Annotated in this window: 26 protein-coding genes; 3 read left to right on the top strand and 23 right to left on the bottom strand. The window is 35.0% G+C overall.

Annotated features, from left to right (window positions below; all coding sequences use genetic code 11):
• Positions 1 to 33 precede the first annotated feature (33 nt).
• The 16 genes from HMPREF0528_RS06630 to HMPREF0528_RS06700 form a co-directional block, all read right to left on the bottom strand.
• A complete protein-coding gene (locus HMPREF0528_RS06630) occupies positions 34 to 1029 on the bottom strand; it encodes a tagatose 1,6-diphosphate aldolase (RefSeq protein ID WP_004896080.1) in 996 nt (331 codons plus the stop codon).
• Positions 1030 to 1147: 118 nt separating this feature from the next.
• Positions 1148 to 2365, bottom strand: coding sequence for an MDR family MFS transporter (locus HMPREF0528_RS06635; RefSeq protein WP_034525293.1), 1218 nt, complete (start codon positions 2363 to 2365; stop codon positions 1148 to 1150).
• A gap of 102 nt (positions 2366 to 2467) precedes the next feature.
• Positions 2468 to 3664 carry a DUF438 domain-containing protein gene (locus HMPREF0528_RS06640; RefSeq protein WP_004896085.1) on the bottom strand — a complete coding sequence of 399 codons (1197 nt, stop codon included), beginning with the start codon at positions 3662 to 3664 and terminating at the stop codon, positions 2468 to 2470.
• The gene (locus tag HMPREF0528_RS06645) at positions 3664 to 4254 is read right to left on the bottom strand and encodes an iron-sulfur cluster assembly protein (protein WP_004896086.1); all 591 of its coding nucleotides are present in this window, start codon (positions 4252 to 4254) and stop codon (positions 3664 to 3666) included. The genes HMPREF0528_RS06640 and HMPREF0528_RS06645 overlap by 1 nt, the downstream gene beginning before the upstream one ends.
• 54 nt (positions 4255 to 4308) lie before the next feature.
• Positions 4309 to 5022 carry an anaerobic ribonucleoside-triphosphate reductase activating protein gene (gene nrdG, locus HMPREF0528_RS06650; protein WP_004896087.1) on the bottom strand — a complete coding sequence of 238 codons (714 nt, stop codon included), beginning with the start codon at positions 5020 to 5022 and terminating at the stop codon, positions 4309 to 4311.
• Entirely contained in the window at positions 5022 to 7232 is a 2211-nt protein-coding gene (gene nrdD, locus HMPREF0528_RS06655) for an anaerobic ribonucleoside-triphosphate reductase (protein ID WP_004896090.1), read from the bottom strand. The genes nrdG and nrdD overlap by 1 nt, the downstream gene beginning before the upstream one ends.
• 210 nt (positions 7233 to 7442) lie before the next feature.
• Positions 7443 to 8774, bottom strand: a complete 1332-nt coding sequence (locus HMPREF0528_RS06660) for a carboxylate--amine ligase (RefSeq protein ID WP_004896091.1) — start codon at positions 8772 to 8774, stop codon at positions 7443 to 7445.
• Positions 8775 to 8803: 29 nt separating this feature from the next.
• On the bottom strand, positions 8804 to 10753 hold the full coding sequence (asnB, locus tag HMPREF0528_RS06665) for an asparagine synthase (glutamine-hydrolyzing) (RefSeq protein ID WP_004896094.1): 1950 nt from the start codon (positions 10751 to 10753) through the stop codon (positions 8804 to 8806).
• Positions 10754 to 10813: 60 nt separating this feature from the next.
• The gene (locus HMPREF0528_RS06670; protein ID WP_004896095.1) at positions 10814 to 12208 is read right to left on the bottom strand and encodes a metallophosphoesterase family protein; all 1395 of its coding nucleotides are present in this window, start codon (positions 12206 to 12208) and stop codon (positions 10814 to 10816) included.
• Positions 12209 to 12260: 52 nt separating this feature from the next.
• The gene (locus HMPREF0528_RS06675) at positions 12261 to 12743 is read right to left on the bottom strand and encodes a hypothetical protein (RefSeq protein ID WP_004896098.1); all 483 of its coding nucleotides are present in this window, start codon (positions 12741 to 12743) and stop codon (positions 12261 to 12263) included.
• A gap of 151 nt (positions 12744 to 12894) precedes the next feature.
• A complete protein-coding gene (phnE, locus tag HMPREF0528_RS06680) occupies positions 12895 to 13707 on the bottom strand; it encodes a phosphonate ABC transporter, permease protein PhnE (protein ID WP_004896101.1) in 813 nt (270 codons plus the stop codon).
• Positions 13707 to 14510, bottom strand: coding sequence for a phosphonate ABC transporter, permease protein PhnE (phnE, locus tag HMPREF0528_RS06685; protein WP_004896102.1), 804 nt, complete (start codon positions 14508 to 14510; stop codon positions 13707 to 13709). The genes phnE (HMPREF0528_RS06680) and phnE (HMPREF0528_RS06685) overlap by 1 nt, the downstream gene beginning before the upstream one ends.
• Positions 14503 to 15288: a phosphonate ABC transporter ATP-binding protein gene (gene phnC, locus HMPREF0528_RS06690; RefSeq protein WP_004896104.1), complete on the bottom strand. Its 786-nt coding sequence runs from the start codon at positions 15286 to 15288 to the stop codon at positions 14503 to 14505. Before phnC ends, phnE (HMPREF0528_RS06685) begins: the two co-directional genes overlap by 8 nt.
• Positions 15289 to 15395: 107 nt before the next feature.
• Entirely contained in the window at positions 15396 to 16325 is a 930-nt protein-coding gene (locus tag HMPREF0528_RS06695) for a phosphate/phosphite/phosphonate ABC transporter substrate-binding protein (RefSeq protein WP_004896107.1), read from the bottom strand.
• Positions 16326 to 16402: 77 nt separating this feature from the next.
• Positions 16403 to 16543: a hypothetical protein gene (locus tag HMPREF0528_RS09255; RefSeq protein ID WP_004896109.1), complete on the bottom strand. Its 141-nt coding sequence runs from the start codon at positions 16541 to 16543 to the stop codon at positions 16403 to 16405.
• 187 nt (positions 16544 to 16730) lie between these two features.
• Positions 16731 to 17225: a universal stress protein gene (locus HMPREF0528_RS06700; protein ID WP_004896111.1), complete on the bottom strand. Its 495-nt coding sequence runs from the start codon at positions 17223 to 17225 to the stop codon at positions 16731 to 16733.
• A 173-nt stretch (positions 17226 to 17398) separates the two neighbouring features.
• On the opposite strand from HMPREF0528_RS06700, the gene HMPREF0528_RS06705 reads away from it, so the two are divergent.
• Positions 17399 to 18202 carry a tyrosine-protein phosphatase gene (locus HMPREF0528_RS06705; protein WP_004896112.1) on the top strand — a complete coding sequence of 268 codons (804 nt, stop codon included), beginning with the start codon at positions 17399 to 17401 and terminating at the stop codon, positions 18200 to 18202.
• A gap of 8 nt (positions 18203 to 18210) precedes the next feature.
• Positions 18211 to 18936, top strand: coding sequence for a GntR family transcriptional regulator (locus HMPREF0528_RS06710; protein WP_004896114.1), 726 nt, complete (start codon positions 18211 to 18213; stop codon positions 18934 to 18936).
• Positions 18937 to 18980: 44 nt separating this feature from the next.
• Here HMPREF0528_RS06710 and HMPREF0528_RS06715 read toward each other — a convergent pair whose 3' ends face one another.
• On the bottom strand, positions 18981 to 19541 hold the full coding sequence (locus tag HMPREF0528_RS06715; RefSeq protein ID WP_127795724.1) for a PTS sugar transporter subunit IIA: 561 nt from the start codon (positions 19539 to 19541) through the stop codon (positions 18981 to 18983).
• Positions 19542 to 19626: 85 nt separating this feature from the next.
• On the opposite strand from HMPREF0528_RS06715, the gene HMPREF0528_RS06720 reads away from it, so the two are divergent.
• Positions 19627 to 20103, top strand: a complete 477-nt coding sequence (locus HMPREF0528_RS06720; RefSeq protein ID WP_004896117.1) for a nucleoside 2-deoxyribosyltransferase — start codon at positions 19627 to 19629, stop codon at positions 20101 to 20103.
• A gap of 45 nt (positions 20104 to 20148) precedes the next feature.
• Here HMPREF0528_RS06720 and HMPREF0528_RS06725 read toward each other — a convergent pair whose 3' ends face one another.
• The 6 genes from HMPREF0528_RS06725 to nagA form a co-directional block, all read right to left on the bottom strand.
• Positions 20149 to 21345, bottom strand: coding sequence for a zinc ribbon domain-containing protein (locus HMPREF0528_RS06725; RefSeq protein ID WP_004896118.1), 1197 nt, complete (start codon positions 21343 to 21345; stop codon positions 20149 to 20151).
• Positions 21346 to 21500: 155 nt separating this feature from the next.
• Entirely contained in the window at positions 21501 to 21899 is a 399-nt protein-coding gene (locus HMPREF0528_RS06730; RefSeq protein ID WP_004896119.1) for a PTS sugar transporter subunit IIA, read from the bottom strand.
• Positions 21900 to 21922: 23 nt separating this feature from the next.
• On the bottom strand, positions 21923 to 22741 hold the full coding sequence (locus HMPREF0528_RS06735; protein ID WP_004896120.1) for a PTS system mannose/fructose/sorbose family transporter subunit IID: 819 nt from the start codon (positions 22739 to 22741) through the stop codon (positions 21923 to 21925).
• On the bottom strand, positions 22728 to 23645 hold the full coding sequence (locus tag HMPREF0528_RS06740) for a PTS mannose/fructose/sorbose/N-acetylgalactosamine transporter subunit IIC (RefSeq protein WP_004896121.1): 918 nt from the start codon (positions 23643 to 23645) through the stop codon (positions 22728 to 22730). The genes HMPREF0528_RS06735 and HMPREF0528_RS06740 overlap by 14 nt, the downstream gene beginning before the upstream one ends.
• 11 nt (positions 23646 to 23656) lie before the next feature.
• On the bottom strand, positions 23657 to 24145 hold the full coding sequence (locus tag HMPREF0528_RS06745; RefSeq protein ID WP_004896122.1) for a PTS sugar transporter subunit IIB: 489 nt from the start codon (positions 24143 to 24145) through the stop codon (positions 23657 to 23659).
• Positions 24146 to 24283: 138 nt separating this feature from the next.
• Complete coding sequence (nagA, locus tag HMPREF0528_RS06750; RefSeq protein ID WP_004896124.1) at positions 24284 to 25441, bottom strand: N-acetylglucosamine-6-phosphate deacetylase; 1158 nt, start codon at positions 25439 to 25441, stop codon at positions 24284 to 24286.
• Positions 25442 to 25483: the final 42 nt, after the last annotated feature.

Genomic DNA, 25483 nt, shown 5'->3' on the forward strand with positions numbered 1-25483 from the left:
TCTGGCCTTGTTTTTCGATAGTTAATTCAATTATTATTCTTCAATTTCTAACTTATCTTTCCATGATTTGGCACCTTTAAGGGCATCATTCAAGTTTTCGATATTTTTCTTTCCTTCAGTTGAAAGCCATTCCCTACCTTGCTTTTCTCCTTCGGCAGCAAATGGCTTAATTGCTGGCTTCCACGTTGCACGCCCGCAAAGAACACCATTAAAGTTAGCACCAGCTTCTTCCGCCATCTTAATTTCTGCAATGAATTCTTCTGAAGTTACACCAGCTGATAAAAAGATATATGGCAAATCAGTTAAATCTGATTGTTTCTTCAATAATTTCTTTGCTTCTTCTTGAGTATAAACAACATTGTTGTCGCCATTATATCCTTCTACAAACTTAATATTAAATGGCATCTCAACTTTAAGAACTGTTACATCATATTGAGGCTTAGAAAATTCTTCCATAGTTTTGAAGACTTTTTCAGGCTTTACCTTTGCATACTCTTCACCTTTAGCATCATCAATTTTCCCATCATAAGTTAATAATTCAAGGAAAAATGGCAATCCATTTACTTTAGTCTCAGCTCCTACTCTTTCAACAAAAGCCTTCTTTTTATCGTTAATTTCATCACTTTCGTCTGGATCGTAGTAAAGTAAGAACTTAACTGCATCGGCACCATCATTTTTAATTCTTAATGCTGATTGATCGGCAATTAAATCACACATTCTACCTGGTTCAGTAGTGTCATAACCAGTCTTTTCATAAGATAGTAATAAACCACAATTCTTATCTCTAACCTTAGTTGCTGGAAGACCATATTCCGGATCTGTCAAAATGGCAGAAGCATATGGAGTCAACTCACTAGAAACAGCTTCCTTAAAATCAACAATTGTTGTTTCATCAGCAGGCTTATTTGCTGCCTCAGCTAACATTCGTTTTAATGATCCTCTTTGGTCAATTGCTAATGCGCTGATTACTCCAGCCTCATTAGATAAATTATCCATATGTTTTGCAACTTCAGGTGAAATCTTTCTCATCGTGTATCTCCTTTTCATTTACCGCACATTTATATTATAAGATGGCGCTTTCATAAAAAGAAGAGATCGCTTTCATTCTGTAAAGCTTTTCACTTAATAAGAAAAATCATGTAAAAGTTTACCTAAATATTTTCAACTTTCCTTTTAATCTCGTATGAAGGGGAACAATAATTGCCAGCATCATAAAAATCCCAACTGCAGCAACAATAAAGAAATTGATATAGCCAAACTTATCAATAACTAAGCCTCCAAATAAAGGTCCAAAGGCCCTTCCAACAGCCGACGTTGAAATTGTTAAACCTTGATATTTACCTTTACTATCGACCGGAGATAAGTCATTGACATAGGCAGGCATTGCCGGCATAGCAGTTGATTCACCGAGAGTTAAAGTAACCATTGAAAATACAAAGTGAGCATAGTCTTTTGCAAAAATTAGAGTTACAAAAGAAATAGCAAACATAGTAACTCCAAATACTACTTGATGAAACAAGTTCTTAAATGTGTTAGGAAAACGACTTAAAAATGCTTGAACAATCACAATAATGCTGGCATTAATCGTCCACAGTAAACTATATAAATGAAAAGGAATTCCCAAAGAAACCATATAAACTGAAAGGTTAGATTCCCAATTCATATACATCAACCAAATTACAGCTAAGGTAGTGAAAAAGCCAATAGTCAGCTTTAGATTGGCAGCAGGCATCGGAGTTGCCTTATTTTTACTATCTTTATTTTGCTGAGCTTTTCTTTCTAAATGAAACTTAATAATCGGTCGATAATTAATGACTGCATTTATACTTACAATCACAAAAAGACTGGCCGCAATTACAAATAAAATTGTAACTGAATAATCATAGATATAACCTACAATTAATGTCCCTAATACCACACCAAGATTTTGTGCAAAATAAATTGTATTAAAGACATATCGACCGGGCTTAGACTTGATGCTAGTCGCAATTGAATTAATTAACGCACCGTTCCAGCCGCCCAGGAGACCAGTCAAAGTCATCCAAACCCAATAAATTGGCCAAGTATGATTAGCAGCCATCCCAAATAGTACTAAGGCATCTAAGCCAGCGCCGGCAATAATTAAATAGTATGGATTGAAATGATCATATGCCCAGCCAGCAATAAATGAACCAAGCATATTAGCTAAACAATTAAACAAAAGTACTATTCCAATCATAGCCAAAGAGACATGGAGTCTTTTATTCAAATAAACTGAAGTTAGTGGCCAAATAAAACTGGCTCCAATCCAGGTAAATAACTCACCTAAAAGAAGCCAATGTAACTTTATCTCATCATCCGGTTGGATATTTCCCTTACTATGCAACTTTCTCACCCTTTTCTTCTATATTCTTACATTCAGTCTAGCAATTAATGAACATTTTTGCACGATAGTAAAAAGACTCTGCCTAAAGGTAGAGTCTTCTAATTATTTCTTTTCTGTCTTCCAATTTCTAATATCAGTAACATCCTGAGCAACTTCTAAACAGCCTAAATATTTATTGTCTTTTCTCACAGCAAAATACTGTAAGTATAAGTACCGTCCCATATGTCTTGGCTTAAACCAAAACTCATACTTATCTTTTTTCCCCTGATGAAAATCATCAAAAATCTTTTTAACTCGTGGTACGCTCTCAGGTAAATGACAAGAATAAACACTATTACCAAGCGCATTTTTAGAATGAGGAAAAATATTGGCACCTCCGCCAAAATAAGCTACTTTATCATTTTCATCAATAAAAGTTAACGCAAAAGGCAATAAGTCCAAAATTGCAGATAATTGTTCTAAATTTAAGCTCCCTTCTGCAAAATTTAGTGCTAAACTACTTAATTTATCGATAGAAATAGGCCCATCACTTTTCGGCTTTTCCTTAGGTTTCCAATTCATTGGTTTTTGAATCAAAGTATAGTCAATCTGCTCTTCCTCATTTTTTACATTACCCCAGTCTTCTTCACTAGCAACTTCATCAATCATTGGCAACATGATTTCTTCTTCCTTAAAAATCATTTCAAGAACTTCATGTGCCGTCTCTTTTATTGCCTTAGACACTTCAGCCTTATTAATATCTTTTTGACTAATAAGTAAATTAGCTTGACCGATAAGTTTTCTAATTTTATCATCAACGCCCCACATAACTTTCGGTGGTGCAGTAATTCCATATTTAGTCATAATGGGAAACATGGAAGTTTCTTTACGAGCATAATGATAATGAATTTTGGCTAGGTCTTTTAATTCCTGTCTTAACTTTGAGAGTACACCCTTATCTCCCTTTTCCCACTTAGCAAGGTCTGGTAATAAGGCGTCATTTACCAAGGACTTAAGAACCATATTCTCTAACTTGAATGTATGAACAGGATGACCTGGTTTTTCAAACTCAGAATTCTCCTTATTTTCCTTAATATTACCCTTAAAAACATCGGCATGAACATTGCATAAATATTGAATTTTTCTTGGATCAAGACCTTGTGCAATTAATTCTCTTTCTGCCGCAGTAATTTCGGCTACATCAACTTGATCAAAGGCAGCTTGAAACATTTTTTTTGCTTCCTCAAGCTCTCCACCGTCTTGAATAAAATTTAAAATTTTTAAAATAGCTTGTTGTCGTTCTTTATCTAGTTCTTTCATTAATCAATCACCTTGTAGCCTTTATCCTCGAACGCCTGCTTTACTTTATCTAAGTCAATCTTCATAGCCTGCGCACCAAGTGGAATTGTCATTACTCTTCCTACAGTAGATAACAAACCTGGGATTTTAATTCTTGTAAAGCCGCAGTCATACATAATTTGAATAAAATCTGGATATTCTTCAGCCAGCTTTTTTATTGGAACAGAAAAATCAATTATCTTTTCTTTTTCCTCTGTCTCTTCAATTTCATTTTCTTGGTCAAGTGCTTGCTCATTATCAAGCATCCCTAATTGTTTCTTAGCAGCTACTGTCATACGCTCTGGATTCCAAACTGGATACCAAACTAACTTTATATCACACTTATTTATTTCTGGCACAGATAAAACTGCTTTTTCAATTGCGTTTTGTAGATATGTAGATAAGGGACATCCCACAATAGTTAGGGTCATCTTGATTGTTGCATGATCTCCCTCAATATCGATTCCATAAATCAAGCCTAAATTGACTACATCAATCAACAACTCTGGATCTTCGATACTTTGAAGAGCAGTCATAATTTTATCTACTAATTTCAAATTCTTTTCTTGCATCTTTTCACCTAAAAAAATAAGAGAAACTCTCTTGTTTCCCTTATTCTATCAAATTTATCTAACCAGTTTATCCCAAATAACAACCTTATTAGCCTTGATTGATTTTTGAACATCAATAATTCGCTGGTTACTTGACCCACGAAATTGTAGTGTCAGATCTTTCAAGTCATCCATGAAACGTCCATCAACTAAAATATCAATCTTTGAAAGCATTTCTTTCTTATCAGGAGTTTCTTTTTGAAGCTCATCCCAGGTATAGCCTGACCAAGACCAAATATCTTTACTATGTCCAAATTCCTTACGCACACGATTAATTAATTTCAAGCATACCCAAGTATTTAAAAAAGGTTCACCGCCTAATAAAGTTAATCCCTGCACATAGGATTGAGACATATCTTCAATAATTTTATCTTCCAATTTTTGAGTATAAGGACGTCCATAATTAAAATTCTGGGCTGCTAAATTGTAACAACCGGGACAGTCAAACAAGCATCCACTCACATATAAGCTGCATCTAACCCCTTCACCATCAACAAAATTAAATGGCTTATAGTCAGCAATTTTATGCTTAGAGTATTCTTCTGACTTCCATTCTTGGGGCTTAGGATTCTTCGGTTTTCTATGTTGTTGTTTTAATTTTTTAGCATGTTCAACTTGCGGCTTATATTGATTAGAATCAACAAAAATTGTATCTCCACCAACATTAACCTTAATTAAATTTCCTCGAACATCAGGACCTTCTTGATTATTCTTATCTTTCTCTGGCATCAGTATTCGTCATTCTTTCTAACTTCATCCTTAGCCATCTTTTCTTCCATTCCCATATTCAAGTGCTTTACACGGTGGACAATTTCTTCATGACGACCATGAACCATTGGACGTTTCAAAGGATTGCCTAGATAACCACAAGTACGCTTTACACAGTCACAAGTTTCTGGATCATGATTTCCACATTGTGGACATTCAAAGCCTTTAGCGGTTGCCTTAAATTCACCCTTAAAACCACACTTGTAGCATTGGTCAATTGGAGTGTTGGTTCCTAAGTATCCTACTTTATCATAAGCCCAGTCCCAGACAGCCTCTAGTGCCTTAGGATTTTGCTTAAGGTTTGGATATTCACAATAATGAATGAATCCACCTGCAGCATAGAATGGATATGGAGCTTCAAAAGCTAATTTTTCAAATGGAGTTGGGTGTTTTCTTACATCGTAGTGGAAAGAATTAGTGTAATATTCCTTATCAGTAATATCTTTAACCAAACCGAATTTTTTAGTATCCAAACGACAAAACCTATCAGTTAAGCTTTCACTTGGAGTTGAATATACACTGTAGTGATAGTGATTTGGATCTTCTTTTTCCCATTTAGCGCAGTAATCGTGAAGTTCTTTAACAATATTAATAGTAAATTGGTGCGCTTCCTCATTATGTTCCCAATTAGGACCATAAAAGACTGTACCAACTTCATAAAGTCCAATATAACCTAATGAAACTGTACAGCGTCCATTTTTGAAAAGATCATTTACATTATCTTCTGCATTTAGCCTTTTACCAAAAGCGCCATATTCATAAAGAATTGGAGCATTATCAGGTACAGCATCAGTACAACGTTTAGCCTTAATTTGCAAAGCTTCATGTGCTGTTTGGACTTTTTCTCTAAAAATTTGCCAGAATAAGTCTTTATCTCCTTTTGATTCCATGGCAATTCTAGGTAGGTTTAAAGTAACAACACCTAAGTTCATACGACCAGAATTTACTTCTTTACCAGTTTCTGGATCTTTCCAACCTTGTAAGAAGGAACGACAACCCATTGGAGCTTTAAATGATCCAGTAATTTTCTTAATCATGTCATAACTAACAATATCTGGATACATACGCTTAGTAGAACATTCCAAAGCTAATTCCTTGATATCATAGTTTGGATCTCCAGGATGTAAGTTAAGTCCCTTCTTTAGCGTAAAGACTAATTTAGGAAAGATAGCTGTTCTCTTATCTTTTCCTAAACCTTCAATTCTAATCTTTAAGATTGCTTTTTGGATTTCACGTTCAATCCAAGATGTTCCTAGTCCAAAACCTAAAGTAGTAAATGGAGTTTGTCCCTGACTTGAAAATAGGGTATTAATTTCATATTCAAGAGCTTGCATAGCATCATAGATATCCTTTTTTGTTCGCTTAACTGCAAAAGCCTTGATCTTTTCTTCATCGTCAAAAAATTCGCTAGCTTCTTTAATATTCTTGTGATAATTTTTTTCAGCATATGGAGCCAAAACTTCATCTACTCTGTCGGCAGAACAGCCTCCATATTGACTAGAAGCAACATTAGCAATAATTTGAGACATTTGAGCAGTGGCTGTTTCGATTGAATGAGGAGATTCAATATTTGCATTTCCAATTGTAAAGCCATGACCTAGCATTTCTTTAAAGTCAATCAAACAACAGTTAGTTAAAGGACTGAGTGGTGTGTAGTCTAAGTCATGCCAGTGAATATCGCCACGCAAGTGTGCCTTAGCAATATGTTCTGGCATCATCGTTAAACCAATTGTTTTACCAACTACACCGGCTGTTAAATCACGCTGAGTTGAAAAAACACGTGAGTCTTTATTAGCATTTTCATTAACAATTGTTGGATCATGGTGAATTAAACGTCCCAGACGGTTAGTAGTCTCAGTTTGCTTCTTAAAATTGACCTCGTCTTCTCTACGATAATCAACATAAGCATTTGCTTCATCACTAAAGCCGAGTTCGATTAATGTTTGAACAAATGCATCTGCTATTTTCTCAGTAGAAGTCTGCTTTGCACCATTTAATTTTTGAAGGATAGCAGGTAAAATATCTGCTTCATGTTCAGTCAGATGCAAGCTATCTAAAACCATTTCAATTTTGTAAAGAGCAAAAGGATAGATGCTACCGTCTCTTTTAATGGCTGTTTCTGGCAGCGTCATTTGAGTAATTGATTTAATTTGAGCATCTTGTTGTAACATGGTTATTCTCTTCTTTCACAATATCTATGGTTCTATTTTATCAGAAACTACATGATATTGTAGGTATTAACATTTTGGATCATATATATTGTATTAAGCAAAAGTCACGTCTAGCAAGAGAGAGGCTCATTTTCAAAATTTTCTATAATTAGTAAAGTAGTCAAAAAAAATACTGCTGAGAGTAAAAAATTCTCAGCAGTATTTTTCTAATTAAATTTCATTCTCATGGTTTTCTTGTTGACCATCACGAAGAGCTTGTTTTTCTAATTTTTTAGCTTCTTCTTCAAAATATTGTCCCTTATTTACTTGGTAGTACTTCTTATATCTAGCATAGTAGTTATGGAACATGTAGTGCATCAATAACCAACGTTTTAAGCTGCGATCTTTATCATAGAAGACAGTGGTACCGTAGTGACCCTCATCAATTAACTTTTCAGCTAGGCGTTTTGAACCGTTGTCGTAAGCATATTCCTTAAAGATCTTCTTTGGAACACCAAGCCACAACATATAGTTAGCACCGTCTTTATTTCCATAAACTGTTGGCTTGTCCTTTAAATTATCTTCAACATAGTCATCTACATACCACTTAGCTAAGTTATAACCATTTAAAGTTACGTAGAAACTTGAACGACCTTGACGGAGGTTGATCTCAAAGAATTTGTATTCTCCATCTCTTGGATCGTACTTAATGTCAAAGTTAGCCATACCAGTATAGTTCAATTTTTCAAGGAATGATTGAACAGTATCGTAAAGCTTTTGGCTGAAGGCTGGCAAAATTGCCATGTAATTACCGATAGATTGAGGAGTTGGGTCTTCAAGAAGTGGGTGACCTAAGCACATCATCTTAACCTTGTGATCTTTATCAACATAAGCATTAAGAACACGCATGTTAGAATCATCGCCTGGAATGAAATCTTGTAAAATCAAGTCTTCAGTATAACCATTGGTATAGATTTTACCAACGATATCTACTAATTCTTCCTCATCGTGAATAGTAAAGGCTTTTTTACGGCCTTCAAATTGACAATTCAACCATGAAACCGGATCTTCTGGCTTCAATTCAACTGGATAATCAAATGGTAAATTCAAATAATTTTCAGCCTTATAGTCATCCATAGTCACAATCTTAGTATGTGGATATGGAAGACCATACTTTTCAGCAATTTCGTAGAAACCTTCTTTAGAAATTAGCTTCTCTAGCAAGTCATAATCAATGTAAGGAACAACAAAAGTATCCTTCAACTCATCCTTATGCTTAGCCAATAATTCTGCGTATCCATCTCCACAAGCAATTAAAATAACTGGTTCTAGATGATTCTTGTATTCTTCAATCTTTTGCTTCATAACGTTCATAAAGCCTGGATCTTCTTCAAAGCCTTCATGAACTTCTACGTCAATAATTTTAGAATAGCGCGTTGCTGCTAATTGACTAGCAGCCCAAGCTTGAACCTTAATTCCATAAGCCTCGTTGAAGGAGCGAGCCATTCCGTAAACATTGATATCACTACCTAATAAAATAGGGGTAAATTTTGCTTGTACCATTTTGTATCCGTACTTCTCTCTAACTTTAATTAAACAAGTCTGCCACTTTCGATTAATTCTGCTACTTCTGGTTGAACATGTTGATACTTCTTAACAGTTTCATCATAATCAACAAAGAATAATTTATACCAAACTAAGAAAGTGTAAATAGCCCAAATTTGACGACGAGCTGAACCATCGCCCTTGTAATTATCATCAAGCAATTTAACAATCTTCTTTTGGTCAAAAATGTCATCTACAAAGTCTTCAGTAAACAATGCTCTAACTTGTTTGTAAAATCTTGGTTCCTTAAGCCATTGCTTAATTGGAGTTGGGAAACCAAGCTTAGGTCTTTGAGCCCATTCTTCTGGTAAGACCTTCTCAGATGCTTTACGAAGAGCATATTTAGTATCGTGACGGTTAACTAGATATTTAGTTGGAATTGAGTTAGCAAGTTCTGCAATCTTCTTATCAAGATATGGCACACGTAGTTCTAGAGAGTGAGCCATGGAGATCTTATCTGCTTTTTGCTCAATGTCATTAAGCATAAAGTGGTGAAGATCAATATATTGCATTTGCTTAACTTCATCAATATTTTTAACTTTCTTAAAGTCTTCTTGATAAATACCGTTAACTGTTAGATCATTCTTATATTTATCACGCAAGATGCCATTAGCATCTTTAGAAGTAAAGATAGTTGGATAGTCCATATCATAAATGACAGATTGACCAACATAAAATTCACTTGGCTCTGCCAAGTTAGTGTACATATGTACTTTACCTGGGAAGTTAGGCATCTTCTTAATCTTATGAGCTAAACGAACACGACTCTTCTTAGGTAATTTCTTCAAGCCAGCAGTAAAGACCTTAATTACATCATTATGGGTATGCATTCCATAGTTAACGTAGCCTGCAAATAATTCATCAGCACCTTCACCAGAAAGGGCAACAGTAACATGCTTTCTAGCTAATTTACACAGGTACCATAATGGAATAATAGATGGGTTAGCATCTGGTTCGTCCATGTGATATTGCATTTCTGGGAAGTCGCGCATTGCTTCATCTGCATCAACTTTATCTGCAAAGAATTTCCAACCGTGTAAGTCAGAAAGTGCCTTAGCTTTTGATGCTTCATTATATGTAGAATCATCAAAAGAAACTGAGAAGACATCTTCAGGATCAAGTAAACTAGTTAAATAAGAAGAATCGATACCTTCAGATAAAAATGCACCAACTGGTACGTCTGCATTTCTGTATAAACCAACAGTTTCTTTTAAATCTTCATTGATTTTGTCTAAGGTTTCTTCAAAACTTAAGCTATTTTCAACATACTTAGCATCCCAGTATTGATGAGTCTTCATTTTGCCATCTTTATATTCGAACCAGTGACCTGCTGGGAAGCGGTAAACACCCTTAAAGAAAGTCTCCTTTAAGTCGTTATACTGGTTCATTAAGTATGGCTTAACTGCTTCAGCATTTAATTCCTTTTTAAAGCCTGGGTAAGCTAAGAAGCTCTTCAATTCACTACCAACAATTAACTTACCATTTTGGTCTGAGTAGTACATTGGCTTAATTCCGAAGAAGTCACGAGCACCATATAAAGTCTTGGTATTGTCATCCCAAATTACAAAGGCAAACATACCACGAACTTTCTTCAATAAGCCATCCATTCCCCATTCTTCATAGCCATGAAGTAAAACTTCAGTATCAGCCTTAGTAGTAAAGGTATGACCTGCATCAATTAATTCTTTTCTTAATGGTTTAAAATTATAAATTTCCCCATTAAAAATAATTGCTCTACTTTTATCTTCATTAAAAATTGGTTGACTTCCACCACGAAGGTCAATAATTGACAAACGTCTAAAACCTAAAGCCACCTTATCATTAGTATATTTTCCATCGGAAGATGGACCACGGTGTTTAATTGTATCCATCATTCCTTGAATAGCACAGTCTTTATCCTTTAATTCAGGATCAAAAAACGCACAAATTCCACACATAAGTAACTTTCACCTCAAAATAAACAGTAGTCTTATTATAAGCTATTTACATTTCAAAAACTAAATTCGATAGAATCGTCTCTTAGAAGCAGCTCCATATCCAAATACCTGTAATAAATGCCTTTGAACATCAACATTTACTATATATCCAGCTGCTTCATTAGCATGATCCATCTGTCTATTCCAGCGCTTATTGTATTGCGTAGTAAGCGCATGGTTTGGGCCCATGAGAGCCGAGCAATTAAAAAATATATATTGTATACCGTTAATGCGATATTGGTCTTCAGTATGACGGTGTCCACATAAATATGCAACTATTTTTGCATTTTTTATCTTTGTGAAATCAAAGCTATTAGCTAGGGTAAATTCAGGAGGAACATCCCTTGAATTAAGGTAGCCTTTTTCATGTTGATTAAAGGCCACCATTAATTCATGTAGAGAACGCCCATTAAATTTCAAGGCATTTGTTCCCTTGCGAGTAATAGGATTTGCATGACTCATGAAAATAATTGTTTTACCATTTGAATTTTCAAGAATTTCGATAATTTCTTGCATCTGATCTTCACGAATCGCTAAAGCAAGTTTAGTATCGTATTTTTTCTTACCTTGCTCGTCTAGCTCATAAGGTAAATCAGATGTATTGACCGTAATGATTCTGACGTCATCTTTATCAAAATATGCAACCCCATGCTTGCGCGTAATATAGTGAATACCATCTTGCGCATACATACTTGGCCACATTATATCTTCAAATTCATTTTCCGGAAAACTAGCTCTCAGATCATGGTGCTCATCAAATTTATCATTTTCATCGTGATTACCTTTAATGACAGCAAAGTTAGTTTTTTTAGATCTAAACGTTCTAGACAAAGATATCAACTCTGCTTCGCCAACTAATCCTGGGTCGGATCCATCCATCCAATCACCTAAATGAGCCTTTAAATCTAAAACATCTTTATCTTCAAGATAATTAAACTCTTTAACATGACGAAGTCCGTTATGCCCATAAAAATCAATACTATCAGCATCTTTATAGTGCGTATCGGTTAAAACACCGATATTAACTGAGTTATAGCCATCTCGGCTATGCTTTTTCACATAATCTACTAACTGATCTAATTGATCTTCAACGATATAACGACGTCCTGTCTGTTTATTAACAAATGCAGTATAACGGTTTAGCCTTTTATCAAACTTCCGAACATAAGCTGGTGCTAGATCAGACGCATTAATCGAACGTAAAGCTTGGTGCAAGACATTGTCAGTGTCCTTATAAACAATGAGCTTATATTCTTCACCATGAGGAGTTCCTTCAGGCGCTCCAACGTTATACTCACCAACAGTCACATACTTTTGCATTCCATCGAATGGAATATTATTTTTCTTTCGCATCATCTTCCGGGTTACACCGGAAAATTTATCAATCATACCTTTGGTTTTCTTGATAATTTTCATGATACTCTTCCCCACTCATTACACAAAAAAAGGCCCTTACTTGGCCTTGGGGTTAATTATTTGCCAAAGCATTTGCGGCAAGACCCAATGATAAAACCGCATCTTTAGACAAAACCTTTTTCAAATCATTAGGAGCAATCGCTCTTACAGCGCCGATGACTTTCAAACTATATAAAAGCACATGTAAATCAGTAGCACGATCATAGCTACCATCTTGCAATGGATCCTCATGATTATAGGTTAAATTAATCTCGTCTTGATCTACATATCCATCTACGTGGTTAGTTAAAATACGATCACTTAGCTCACGCAATGGTTTATCTAAATGCAGTAAAGTTAATTTACCATCAGATTCACTATTGTAGTATTCATCTTGAGTCATATCAAAGTATTCTTCAATTGGTTTATCAAGAATATCCAAACTATTAATTTCATTATAAATTCTCTTGGTATTCAGGTCTTGTTGGCCGTTGATAATCTTTTCTTGTGATAAAGCCATATCGTCAGCCAATGTCATGGTAGTTAAATTATCCATATTGTCCTCCTTGAAATACAACTTCCATTATAACAAAAAAGTTCTTTTTTTCCTGTACTTATCCATATTATAGGTAGATATTACAAAAAACTTTATAATTTATCAAAATAAAAACATGTAGTTTAGATAAACTACATGTTTTACTAATTAATTAGACTAATTTCTTTCGAATCCAACCAGAAATCCAGTCAATAATGACAACCATGACAATAATACCAACTAAGATAACACCTACACGGTTCCATTGACGATACTGCAAAGCAATAATTAATGGATAACCAATACCACCAGCACCAACTAAACCTAGAATAGATGCTGAACGGATTGAAACGTCAAAACGGTATAAAGTGTTAGAAATTAAAGCGGGCATTAAGTTGGGCATCGTTGCAAACATAATAATGTTAAATTTAGAACCACCGGCTGCTGTAACGGCTTCATTAGCTCCTTCTTCAAGGTTTTCAATTGCTTCAGAGAACAATTTAGCAAGCATCCCCACTGAGTGGAAACCCAAAGCTAAAACACCGGCTGCCGAACCAGGTCCAACAGCTTTAATAAACATCAAAGCTAAAACAATTTCTGGGAAAGAACGTATAATTGCTAAAACAATTTTTCCAGAACGAGAAGTATACCATTTTTTATGGCGCGTGTTAGCTGCCCAAAAAGCGAAAGGTAATGAGATAACTGCGGAAATAAAAGTACCTAAGAAAGCAATACAGATTGTTTCCCACAATTGAGAAATTAAATCTTCACCGCTCCCGTTATATACATAAGACCAATCTGGATGGAAAATACCAGCTAAAATAGCACCGGCAATTTGACCAGCAGTTGCTTTTATTCCACCAAAGTTCATTCCTACAAATGACCAAATAATTAAAGCTACAGTAACAATTGCAATTACCCAGTGCTTAATTTTTTTCTTGGTATCAACTGGTTTAGGAGGTAGTTTTTTCATTGTAGTATCCATTATTTCATCAACGCCTCCCGAGATTTAGTAGAAACATAGTCGATAATAACTACGACAACGATAATAATCAAAATAATCAGACCAGTCTTAGCATAGTCAAAGACTTGTAGCGTTTGTTGCAAGTAAAGACCAATACCACCAGCACCAATATATCCAAGAACTGTTGAGGCTCTGACGTTAATTTCAAATGCATATAAAACATAAGAAATAAAGTAAGTAATAATTTGTGGCATCACAGCAAAGTGGATAATTTGAAGCTTGTTTGCACCAACAGCAGTTAAAGCTTCAATTGGACCTGGATCAATGGTTTCAATTGATTCATAAAACAATTTAACAACTACACCAAAAGTAAATACTGACAAGGCTAAAACACCGGCAACTGGTCCAATACCAACAATTGCAACAAAAATTGCACCCAAAAGTAAATCTGGAATAGTTCTAACAATGTTCATGATCACTCTTAAAATGCCAGTAACCGCCTTATTTTTAACAATATTTCTTGCAATTAAAAGTGAATATACAAATGCAATAGCTGAACCAATCACAGTTCCTAAGATAGCCATTTTAATTGTTTCAATTAAAAGCGGAACTGCTGTAGCAGCATATCCCCAGTCTGGGTGACACATTTGCACAAAAATATCGGTAAATTGGCTAAAGTTATTAAACAAAACGCTAATGTGCGTATTGGTTACATTTACCGAAAGAAAGAGACCTAAAACCATAATTACGACCCAAACAAGGTTCATAATTTTGAACTTCTTTTTAGGTAACTCAGCTAAATGCTGTTCCTTAGATTTAGGCATCTTCTTCCCCTTTCTTGCCATTTCCACCATTGTAAATATCGTCAAAGACAGCTTGAGAAGTTTCACTCATCTTACCATCGTAAACAATTTGACCTGCACGAACACCGATTACCCGATCTCCAAATTCTTTAGCAAGCTCTACGCTGTGAAGGTTAGCAACTACGGTCATCCCATATTCTTCATTAAGCATCTTCAAATCATGCATAACTCGACGTGAAGTTTGAGGATCAAGTGAAGCTGTTGGTTCATCAGCTAAAATAATTTTAGGATTTTGAGTAAGCACACGGGCAATAGCAACACGTTGTTGTTGTCCCCCAGAAAGTTGATCCGCACGAGTATAAACTTTATCTGCTAAATCAACACGCTGGAGCGCTTCGTATGCTTTTTGCTTGTCTTCCTTAGTAAATAGGTTAAAAGTTGTTTTCCAAGTTTGATAGTAACCTACTCGACCAGTTAAAACATTGCGTAAAACACTTGAACGTTTAACCAAGTTAAAGCTTTGGAAAATCATTCCAATATCACGGCGAATTTCGCGTAAGTCTTTACCCTTAGCAGAAGTAATTGACTTGCCATCAATTATGATATCTCCCTTTGAGATATCTTGTAGACGGTTAATTGAACGAAGTAGAGTAGATTTACCTGCACCAGATAGACCTACTACTACAACAAATTCTCCCTTATCAATATTTAAGTTAATATCCTTTAAACCAACTGTTCCGTTATCATAAATTTTACTAACATTTTTTAGTTGAATCATTGGCTGATTAGTAGCTGCCATTTAATTTAAAAATCTCCTTAACATTATTTAAATTGACTACAGTGCATAAAAAGATAATTGTCTTTTAGGGACAATTATCTCTTACTAAATAAGCTTTATTTAATTGACTATTTCTTGTCCTTGGCAATAATCTTGTCATATTTACGAACAATATCGAAGTTGCTGTCCTTAGACTTAGTGTAGCCTTCGTGACTATAAATTGATTCGATAATCTTCTTACCTTCTTTAGATTCACCAACTTCAATAAATGCCTTTGCAAGTTTCTTTTGGAAGGACTTAGACATATCACTTCTAACAGAAATAGTATCGTTAGGAATTGGCTTAGTGAAGTAAATTGGGACAACTTGGTCCATAATCTTAGGATTGTCCTTTTTAACAGTGTTACGAGCATCTTCAAAAACAAATGCTGCGTCAGTATCGCCATTTAATACGTTAAGAACTGCTTGGTCGTGTCCAGTAACAGTAACTAACTTACAATCCTTTGGAACGTTTAACCCTTTTTCTTCAAGTTCAGCAACTGGGAAAACATATCCTGCTGAAGAAGTTGGGTTTTGAACTGAAATACTCTTACCTTTTAAATCTTTCCAAGACTTAATCTTAGAACCCTTCTTAACAAGAATTTCGGCTCTGTAAGAGTTAACTAAGTTCTTAGTAGCTTGACCACCTGGTTGTTTTACACCGTAGCGTTGTGCTTGAAGTAAAACATTAGCTGCTCCTTGCTTGTGAGCTAATACATAACCATCTGGTGGCAAGAAACCAACATCAACCTTTTTAGATTTCATTGCTTCAACAACAGTATTGTAGTCAGTTGACATTGAAACATGAACTGGAATGCCAAGTTTCTTTGAAAGCATCTTTTCTAAAGGCTTAGCACGAGCTTCAAGCTTATTAGCAGCTTGACTAGGTACAAACTGAATAGTTAATGACTTAGGTGTATAACCATCCTTTGAACTGTTTGACTTGTTAGAACAAGCAGTTGCAACAACAGCAAGTAAAATTGCAAAAAGGCCAACCAAGACTTTTTTGAACTTTTTCATCGTTTCCTCCTAATGAAACACATTAAATGACAAATACAAAAAAAGACTCAATATGATAAGCTGACAAAAACAGCTAATCACATTGAGCCAGAAAAGTCGCTAAAAAAAGCAACGAAAGCGCCAACACCAATGAAGACTGATTCACCGAAGGAATCAGCCCAAGAACGAGCCACTGAATTTTGGTTACGATTTATAATGTTGTAATCGAAATTCGCCATTATCGTTCTTCCTTTCCCTAGTACTAACGTTCATTCTTAAGTATCATATCAAAAATATTCGTACTTGGGTACTATTATTTTAATGTAAGCGCTTGTAAATATTAATTTATTGAATTGGATCGATCCACTTTATAAAAAAAGCACTCTATCACTAATGATAGAGTGCTTTTTCATAATGTTTGTTTTTTTAAAAGTACTTTTTCTTGGGCTTTGCAACCTTGTTATTATCAAGATCAGTCTTAACAATTAACACATCGGATAAAGCATGTTGGTTAACATAAGCAGTAACACTACCCATTAACATTCTTTCAACTGCGTTCATACCAGTTGCACCCATAATAATTAAATCGTTGTGGTGATCTTTAATAAAATCAACAGCAATAATTCTCTTAGGGGAGCCATAACGAATATGGTAAGAAACATCAGTAAAATTAAAGTGTTCCTTAGCCCATTCTTTTAGACTCTTTAAATACTCTTCGGAATCCTGTGTCATTTGATAAATGGTATCTCCAGAAATCAAAGTATCCTGCATTTCCCCCATAAATTGACGAGTATCAATAACATTCAATACATCCAGATGAGCATTGTTATCAAGAGCAATCTTTACTGCTTTATCAAATGCACGCTCTGCAGTTTCAGAACCATCAACAGGAACTAAAATGTTGTCATAATCTTCTACCATAAGTAATCATCTCCGCATGGAATTTGCATCTTTACATTGTAATTTTACCATTAATTATACCAATTAATAAATTTGTTTTCTTTTTATAGATCTGCGAAAAATAAAATATCTGAGAAAAAATATGTTAAAGTAATAATACTGTATTTAAATAACTATAGTGAGGAAAAATACTAATGAGCGAAAATTATGAGACGAAATTAATCGGCATCCAAAATGGTCGCAATTTCCGCGAACTTGGAGGCTATAAGACTGTATCCGGTCAAACAATTAAATATAATAAATTGCTTAGAACTGGTAATTTAGCTGATCTTTCTTCATCAGACTTAGAATTATTGCAAAAACATGGCGTTAAGTATGACGTTGACTTTAGAACAGAAAAAGAAAAAAATGATCATCCTGATCGTGTTCCAGAAGGCGCTAAATATGTTTTTGACCCAGTTTTTAGTGATGATCTAACTAATGCATCTAAGGGGATCTTTGCTTTAGAAGAGAATGCCGAAAAAGATCCTGAATTTGGCTTTAAGCATATGTTCTTTGCCTATGAAGATATGATCAATGGACAGACTGCTCAAAAAGCTTACCGTAAATTCTTTGACCTTTTGCTTACAAATGATAAAGACAAAAATGCTCTTCTTTTCCACTGTACTGCCGGAAAAGATCGGACAGGATTTGGAGCTTTATTGATCTTATCAGCATTAGGTGTACCTTTTACTACTATCAAATATGACTATACTCTAACCAATATCACAACAAAAAGTTTTGTTGACGCCATGCTTAAGCAAGCAGCCGCTGACGGTTCTAGCAAGCGTGTATTGCAGTCTATTAAAGATATTCAGTCAGTCTATCCAGAATACTTAGACCATGCTGTACACGTTCTAAACCAGCAATACGGCGGCATCAACGAATACCTTCGTTCTACCATGAAGCTCTCAAGCAGTGATATCATGGATCTTAGGAGAATCTATCTTGAGGATTGATATAGATTATGGATATTCCAAAATATTTACAAATTGAAAATGAGCTAAAGCAAGAAATTATCTCTGGCAAATTTAAATATGGAGATAAATTTTATAGTGAAGCTCAATTAAAAGATAAGTTTAATGTTTCTTCAATTACTGTTATCCGAGCTGTGAAAGATCTCGTCAAGGCAGGATATTTAGTTCGCCATCAAGGAAAAGGCACTTTTATTTCACGATCAAGAAAAGATAAATTAGTTCGTCTTAGTGATAATGAAGTCTTCTCAAATAAACAAGAGGAAGATTCAGTTAAAGTTTTGAAACTTCAAGAAGAAAAGCAGAGCGAAATATTAAAAAAACTCGGCTTACCCAAATATGATAGTTACTACTATATTGAACGTTTACGGTTAATTGGTGACACACCATTTATGGTGCACCGTTCATTTATACCAGCTAAGTTTATTAACCGAGATTTAGCTAAAGATCCAAATAATTATCATAGTATCTATGAAGCCTTGCAAAGCGATAAGCAATTGTACCTATTTGATGAGCCTTTTACTGAAACAGACACAATTGTAAAAGCTGATAGCGACATTAGTAAGCAACTAAAAATAGCTAAAGATTATCCCGTTGTACGACAAGTCAAAAAAACTATTTTATCTACTACAGGTGAAGTAGTTGAACTAGTTATTGGCTATAAACGGTGTGATTACTTTTCACTTTCATTTTCAAGTACTGATTATCCGGAAATTTAATAATTTAATCTGGAGACAAAAAGAAGCTGCAAGGCAGCTTCTTTTTATTTTTCAATTTCAAAATTATTCTCTAAAAAATCATAAATTTCTTCATTTGAATCTGAATTAAATAATTCATTTAAATCATCAACTGAAGTTCCAGCTAGAAAGTCCATAATTTTAGCCAAAATAGTTGAATGCATATCTGGATCATTATTTAAAATCAAAAATAAGAACTTAACTTCCAATGCTTCACTTGGATTAACCATATTATTAAAAGTTGCTGAATTTCTAAGAGCAATCGGTACAATTAATTGTGCGCTAACATAGTCCCCTTCAGTATGAGGAACTGCAACATCTGGAAGTTCTCTAGATAAAGGTCTCATCGAAATCCCAGTGGGGTACTTATCTTCACGTTCAATAATATCGCCTAAAAAATCTTCTTTAACATAGCCTAAGTCATATAATTTTTGAGAAACGGTCTTGAATATCTCGTTTCGATCAGTTAAGTCTGTTACAAAGACAGCTTCTGGATCGAAAAGACTTTTTTTAGTATTCGTAGTAGGTTCCGCCTTTCCTAAGCAAAAATTTCTAGTTTCATTATATAAAACCGATTTCAAAAACACAAAAGTGGGTGTTTCTTTTGGGCAAATTTTGTTAAAGTTAGTTAATGTAAAAAATATTCCACCGATAAGAAAGAAAGGTTTTTCCATGACAAAACAAAAAACAGTTTATTTTGGTGCTGGTTGGTTTACTGAGACGCAAAACAAGGCTTACAAAGATGCAATGAGCGCTCTCAATGCTAATCCTACTATTGATTTAGAAAACAGCTATGTTCCTCTTCAAAATCAATATAAAGATATTCGTGTTGACGAACATCCCGAATACTTACATGATAAAGAATGGGCACAAGCAACTTATAATGGTGACTTAGTTGGTATTAAAACTAGTGACGTTATGCTTGGCGTTTACGTTCCTAAAGAAGAAGACGTTGGTTTAGGGATGGAATTAGGTTACGCTATGTCTCAAGGAAAGTATGTTTTACTTGTAATTCCTGATGAATTATATGGTGAATCAATCAACTTGATGAGTTGGGGCGTTGCTGACAACGTAATTAAAATGAGTGAATTAGCTACATTTGATTTCAACCGTCCAAGATACAACTTCTATGATGGTGCTGTATATTAATAAATAAAAAATCTGGTAGATGGTTTCTACCAGATTTTTCTTTTTCTAATCATTATTAGCAATTTCTTCAAAGTTAGAAGTTAAGTCATGGTTTGCAGTTGCATGAACCACGGTGTATTCTCCATTAGTTGTTTGATCAACAAGAGCTACTGGTTCTCCATGGTAAAAGCAAAAAAGATAAGTAATGTGCTGTTCAGCACTTCTCCCATTATAGTTAAAGATTGCAACTACATTATATGTGTCACTATTACTGTCTTCATCAGTAACATCTGGATTCCACTTAAGGCTAATACTATCCATATCTTCAGGATTACCACTATCTTTCTCGCTTGAACTCAATTTGAATTTCCCTTCTGATAAAAAACTTGGATATTCTTGACCAGCCGCAGTCGTTATACTTCCACTACCAGTATAATGCGAATATGGTTGGTGCATTTTATCACCAAAATCATCCATATAACTAATTAACCTATCCGTTTGGTCATTCGACCATAATTTAGTTTCTTTAGTATCTTTCTTTTTTTCAGTTGTAAATTTTTTTGCACTTGAAGAGGCAGCACTATCTTTTCCCTTAACAATTGTTAAATTATTATTCCAATTATTTACATTCTCTTCGGTATTTTCAGATTTAATTACTGGATAAATTTGTTCTAAAACATTTCTATTACTATAATTCGATTTATTTCCGACATAAGTTATCTCTGTTTTATCTTTAGAAATCAAATATCCTACTCGGTCATTTACAGCATATAAGGTACTACCATTTGTAGCACTAATTTCATAGTCGCCAAATTTATGGCTACGATAGCTCTTAATTGTTAAATGACCACTTCTTAATTCATCCGCTGCTTCTCCCCATTTTTTACCATATTTTTTATCTGCGTAAAGAATTGCCCAAGCAGCCAGTTGTTTTGTTGGCATCTTTTTTATTTCAGCAGTAGTTAGTCTGCCATTACCACCAGTTATTTTGCTTTCTGCTGAAGAGCGGCCATGTTGATAAATTCCCCAACCTCCAGCAACGAGCACTACAATAGCAATAATTACTCCGATAATGATATTTCTTGTTTTAAAAATTCTCTTCGAATTACGAATTTCACTTCTTTTGACTTGTGGTCTTTGCTTAATAGAATTTATTTTTTCCAGTTCTTGTTTACTGTTACCATCAACAGGAGCACCACATGTTGAGCAAAATTGATCATCAGGTTTTAAGGGTGCTCCACATTTTGAACAAAATTTTTTCATTTTTTCCCTTCTTTAATCTTTACTAGTATTTATCCTACTTATACTTCATACGTATTAGCTTATCCTAAAACTTCCTAAAGATTAAGCATCAATAAAAAAGAAATGGCTCACGTAAGTTTTACCAACGTGAGCCATTCTTTATTTCTTTAATGTATTTATTTCTTCATGCTAGCAAGCATTTGATTAATATCTACAATACCTGCCTTACCCGCATTCACAGAATCTGCATCATTACCAATCATTTGACTATTTAGCCAATCAATTACCATAGCCAGATTCATCCCGGCAATTAGGTGAATATCTTGACCACTCATAATCAAGCGACTAACTGTGTTAGCTGGTGTGCCACCCATTAAATCAGCAAATACTGTTAAATCTTCTTCAGGAATACCGTTAATGGTATCTTGAAATTTCTTTTCAAAATCTTCTGGTCCTTCTTCTGGAAGTAAACATACTACATGAATATGTTCTTGAGGCCCCATAATCAATTCTGCACTTTTTTTAACTTCTTCAGCCATCTTACCATGACTGATTAGCACTAATTCTTTTGTCATAATACTTTTCCTTTAATTTACTGCTAAATCTTAGCAAGAACACCAACACCGCCAAGAATAACTGAAAGAACTAAAACAATTAAGATAGCCTTAGTTGAGGTCATCTTCTTCTTTCCAAGTAACCAGTAAACAAAGCCAACAATCAAAGCAGGCAATAGTTTAGGAATGATCATATCTAAGTTGTTTTGGATGTCCATGGTAACTTTACCGATTTGTGGTACCCAGGCAAACTTAACGTTAACCATCGTAGCTACTAAAGCACCAACCATAAATACACCAAGTACTGTAGCAGCATCAGTTAAAGCATTCAAACGGTCTCTCATATCAGTAACAAGAGTTACTCCTTTATCATAAGCAAACCGTAGTTGCTTCCATCTGAAGAAACAGATAGCAATTTGAGCAGCAATCCAGATAAATACACCAACTGGGTTTCCTTGAGAAGCCATAGAAGCAGCCAAGGCACCGAAGATTGTCGGAATCAATGCAGCAAAGATTGAGTCACCAATTGCGGCGAAAGGTCCCATTAATCCAACCTTCAAACCAGTAACAGTATCTTTACCTTCAACACCTTCATTTTCTTCAATAGCTAAGTCAATACCGGTAATAATGGTATTGAAGAAGTTAGAAGTGTTAAAGAACTGAACATGCGTCTTCATCATTTCTTGTAATTCTGGAGTATTATCACCATAAATCTTACGAAGTTGTGGCAAGATTAAGAATAAATACCCAGTATTCTGCATTCTTTCATAGTTCCAACCTAGTTGGAAACCGAATAGAGAACGTCTGTTAATTTGATTAAAGTCTTTATCTGTTAATTTATAAGTTGGTTTAGAGTTCATCATCGGTGATTTCCCCCTCTGAAGCTACATTAGTGGATTCTGTAGTAGTTGTGGCTTCTTTTGTTCCGCCTTTACCACTGCCACCTTTGCCACTAATTTCATCTTTGTAGTGTAAGATTGCAAATGCTAATCCAATCAAAGCCATTGCAAGCATTGGTAGGCCATTGAAAGTTGCAGTAAATGATTTATTTGCTGCTTGAAGACCTGTACCCAAAGTTTGAATGCTTGTAAACAAAACTGAGAATAAAGTAGTAAATGTGAATCCCATAATTAAGTAAGCAATGTGCTTCTTAACTGGTAAGTAACGAAGCAAAATAGCAAAACCAACTGCAGGAAGGACAGCACCAGCTACTGTTAAACCAGTACCTAACCACTTTAAGTTTCCGTTCAATGAGTTAGCAATTGTTTGAACTAAGCCGCGTCCAAATGCTAAAGCAATAAAGACAGGGATTGCACGAGATAAAGCCCATGGAATCGCACCGTAAAGGAAGTTTCTCTCGATTCCCTTATAATTGTTTTCTTCAATTAAGTGATCAATTCTGTGAGCAAAATAAGTGTTAGCAAATCTTGCCAAAACGTCCAATTGAACCATGATTGCAGCTACAGGAACCGCAATTGAAGAAATAGCTACTTGTGGGCTCATTCCTTTAATACTTACAGAAAATGCTGTTGCTAAAACTGTACCAGTAGTTGCATCAATCTTAGAAGCACCACCGAAAGTACCAACACCTAAAACTGTAAGTTGCATGGCACCACCAATAATTAAACCGGTTTTTAAGTCACCCATGATTAAACCAGCAATCAAGCCAGCTCCAACTGGTGTATTCAATGATGAATAAATTTGTAATTCATCAAGAATTTCATATCCAGCATAGAGGGTAAGTAGTAATATTTGCCACCAAGCCATAATTAAACCTCCTATTTAATCTTTTCATTCATTAATTTCATAAAGTCATGAGAATCATCGCTTGGAGTTAACTGAGCTGTGATTTTCACACCCTTATCTGCTATTTTCTTAAAGTCTTCAACGTCTTTCTCTTCAACATTGATTTGCTTAGTCACTTGCTTAGTAGTATCAGTTTGGGACATGGTACCTACATTCAAGGTATCAAGTTTAAGACCTAAGTTAATTAAATCTAAGAAGGCTGCTGGCTTTTTAGCGACAATAAATACTCGCTGGTTACCATAACGATCATGAATTAAGTGATCAGCTGCAACCTTTGCTGGCAAAACACTAAGACGAGTAGTAAGAGGTGTAGCCATTCTTAAACCACTTTTTTGAATATCGCTTTTTGCTGCTTCTTCATCAACAACAATAATACGATCAGCTTGAAGTTTTGGAGTCCAAAGATTAGCTACTTGACCATGGACAAGTCGTCCATCAATTCTAGCTCCCACAATATTCATAAAGATTCCTCCATCTTTTGTAAATACTTTGTAAACGCTTTCTACAATTTAAATCTTAGTATATTAAGTTTTGTTAGTCAACTGGTTGTAACCACTTTTTTTAAGATTTTCTAAAGTTACTTGCAAAAGTATAAACTTTTAAGCTTTGTAACGTGATTCACCGTTTAAATAAGTTTCACTTACAGTCATATCATGGTTTAATACAACAAAATCAGCTGGATGATCTGGCTTAATCACACCACACTTATCAAGTAAATTACAGCTCTTAGCCGGCACATAACTAGCCATCATAACTGCATCTTCAGGTGTTGCAACATTCCAATCAACTACATTCTTAACTGCATCCTTTAAGAGCAAAATACTACCTGCCAAATTATTAGTTTCTTTTAGACGTGCCATTCCATCCTTAACATAAACTGGCAATTCACCCAAAACATAGTCCCCATCTGGCATTAAACCTGCTTGCATGCAGTCTGTAATCAAGGCAATATGTTCTGGTCCCCGTGCGTTTACTAAAGCACGAACAGCCGGTTCTTCAACATGGTGACCATCGCAGATTAATTCATCGGTTGTTAAACGTGAAGAAAAAGCAGCACCAATAATATTAGGTGAGTGTTGTGACAAACTATTCATCCCATTAAATGTGTGGGTAAATACACTAGCACCAGCTTCAACACAACCAATAGCGTCTTCAAAATTAGAATCTGAGTGACCTAAGGCAACAACCAAGCCCATTTTTACTGCCTCACGTACAAACTGACGAGCATTTTTTCTTTCAGGTGCCATTGAAATCTTAATTAGCATGTCATCTGAAGCTTTACGCCATTTTTTCAAAAGCATAATTGATGGATCAGTCATGTACTTTGGATTTTCTGCTCCACCATGCTTCGGAGTAAAGAAAGGTCCTTCAAAATGCAAACCTTGAATTTTAGCACCAGTTTCTTCACCCTTATGTGCAGCAAACTTTTCACAAGTTTCTGTTAATTCTTTGTCACTAGCAGTAATAGTTGTTGGTAGCCAGCTAGTTACACCAGCTTGCAATAAGCCATTTGAGATCTTGTCAATGCCTTCCCAGTCACTCTTCATCGTATCTTCATCAAGCAAACCATGAATATGTGTATCTACATAACCAGGGGCAATCCATTGATCGCCATATTCTTTAATTAAGCCATGGCTCGGCTTTTCATCTTCTCGATAATATAAACCAAAGTTGCCATCATCTTGAACTTCAAGATAACCGCCCTTTTCAGTTATATTTTCTAAAAAGAATTTTCCTGCATGGATGTAATATGACATAATAGTTAACTCCTTAAATTAATTTATATTTTGATCTGAAAC

The organism is Lactobacillus johnsonii ATCC 33200, assembly GCF_000159355.1.
Classification (GTDB): Bacteria; Bacillota; Bacilli; order Lactobacillales; family Lactobacillaceae; genus Lactobacillus; species Lactobacillus johnsonii.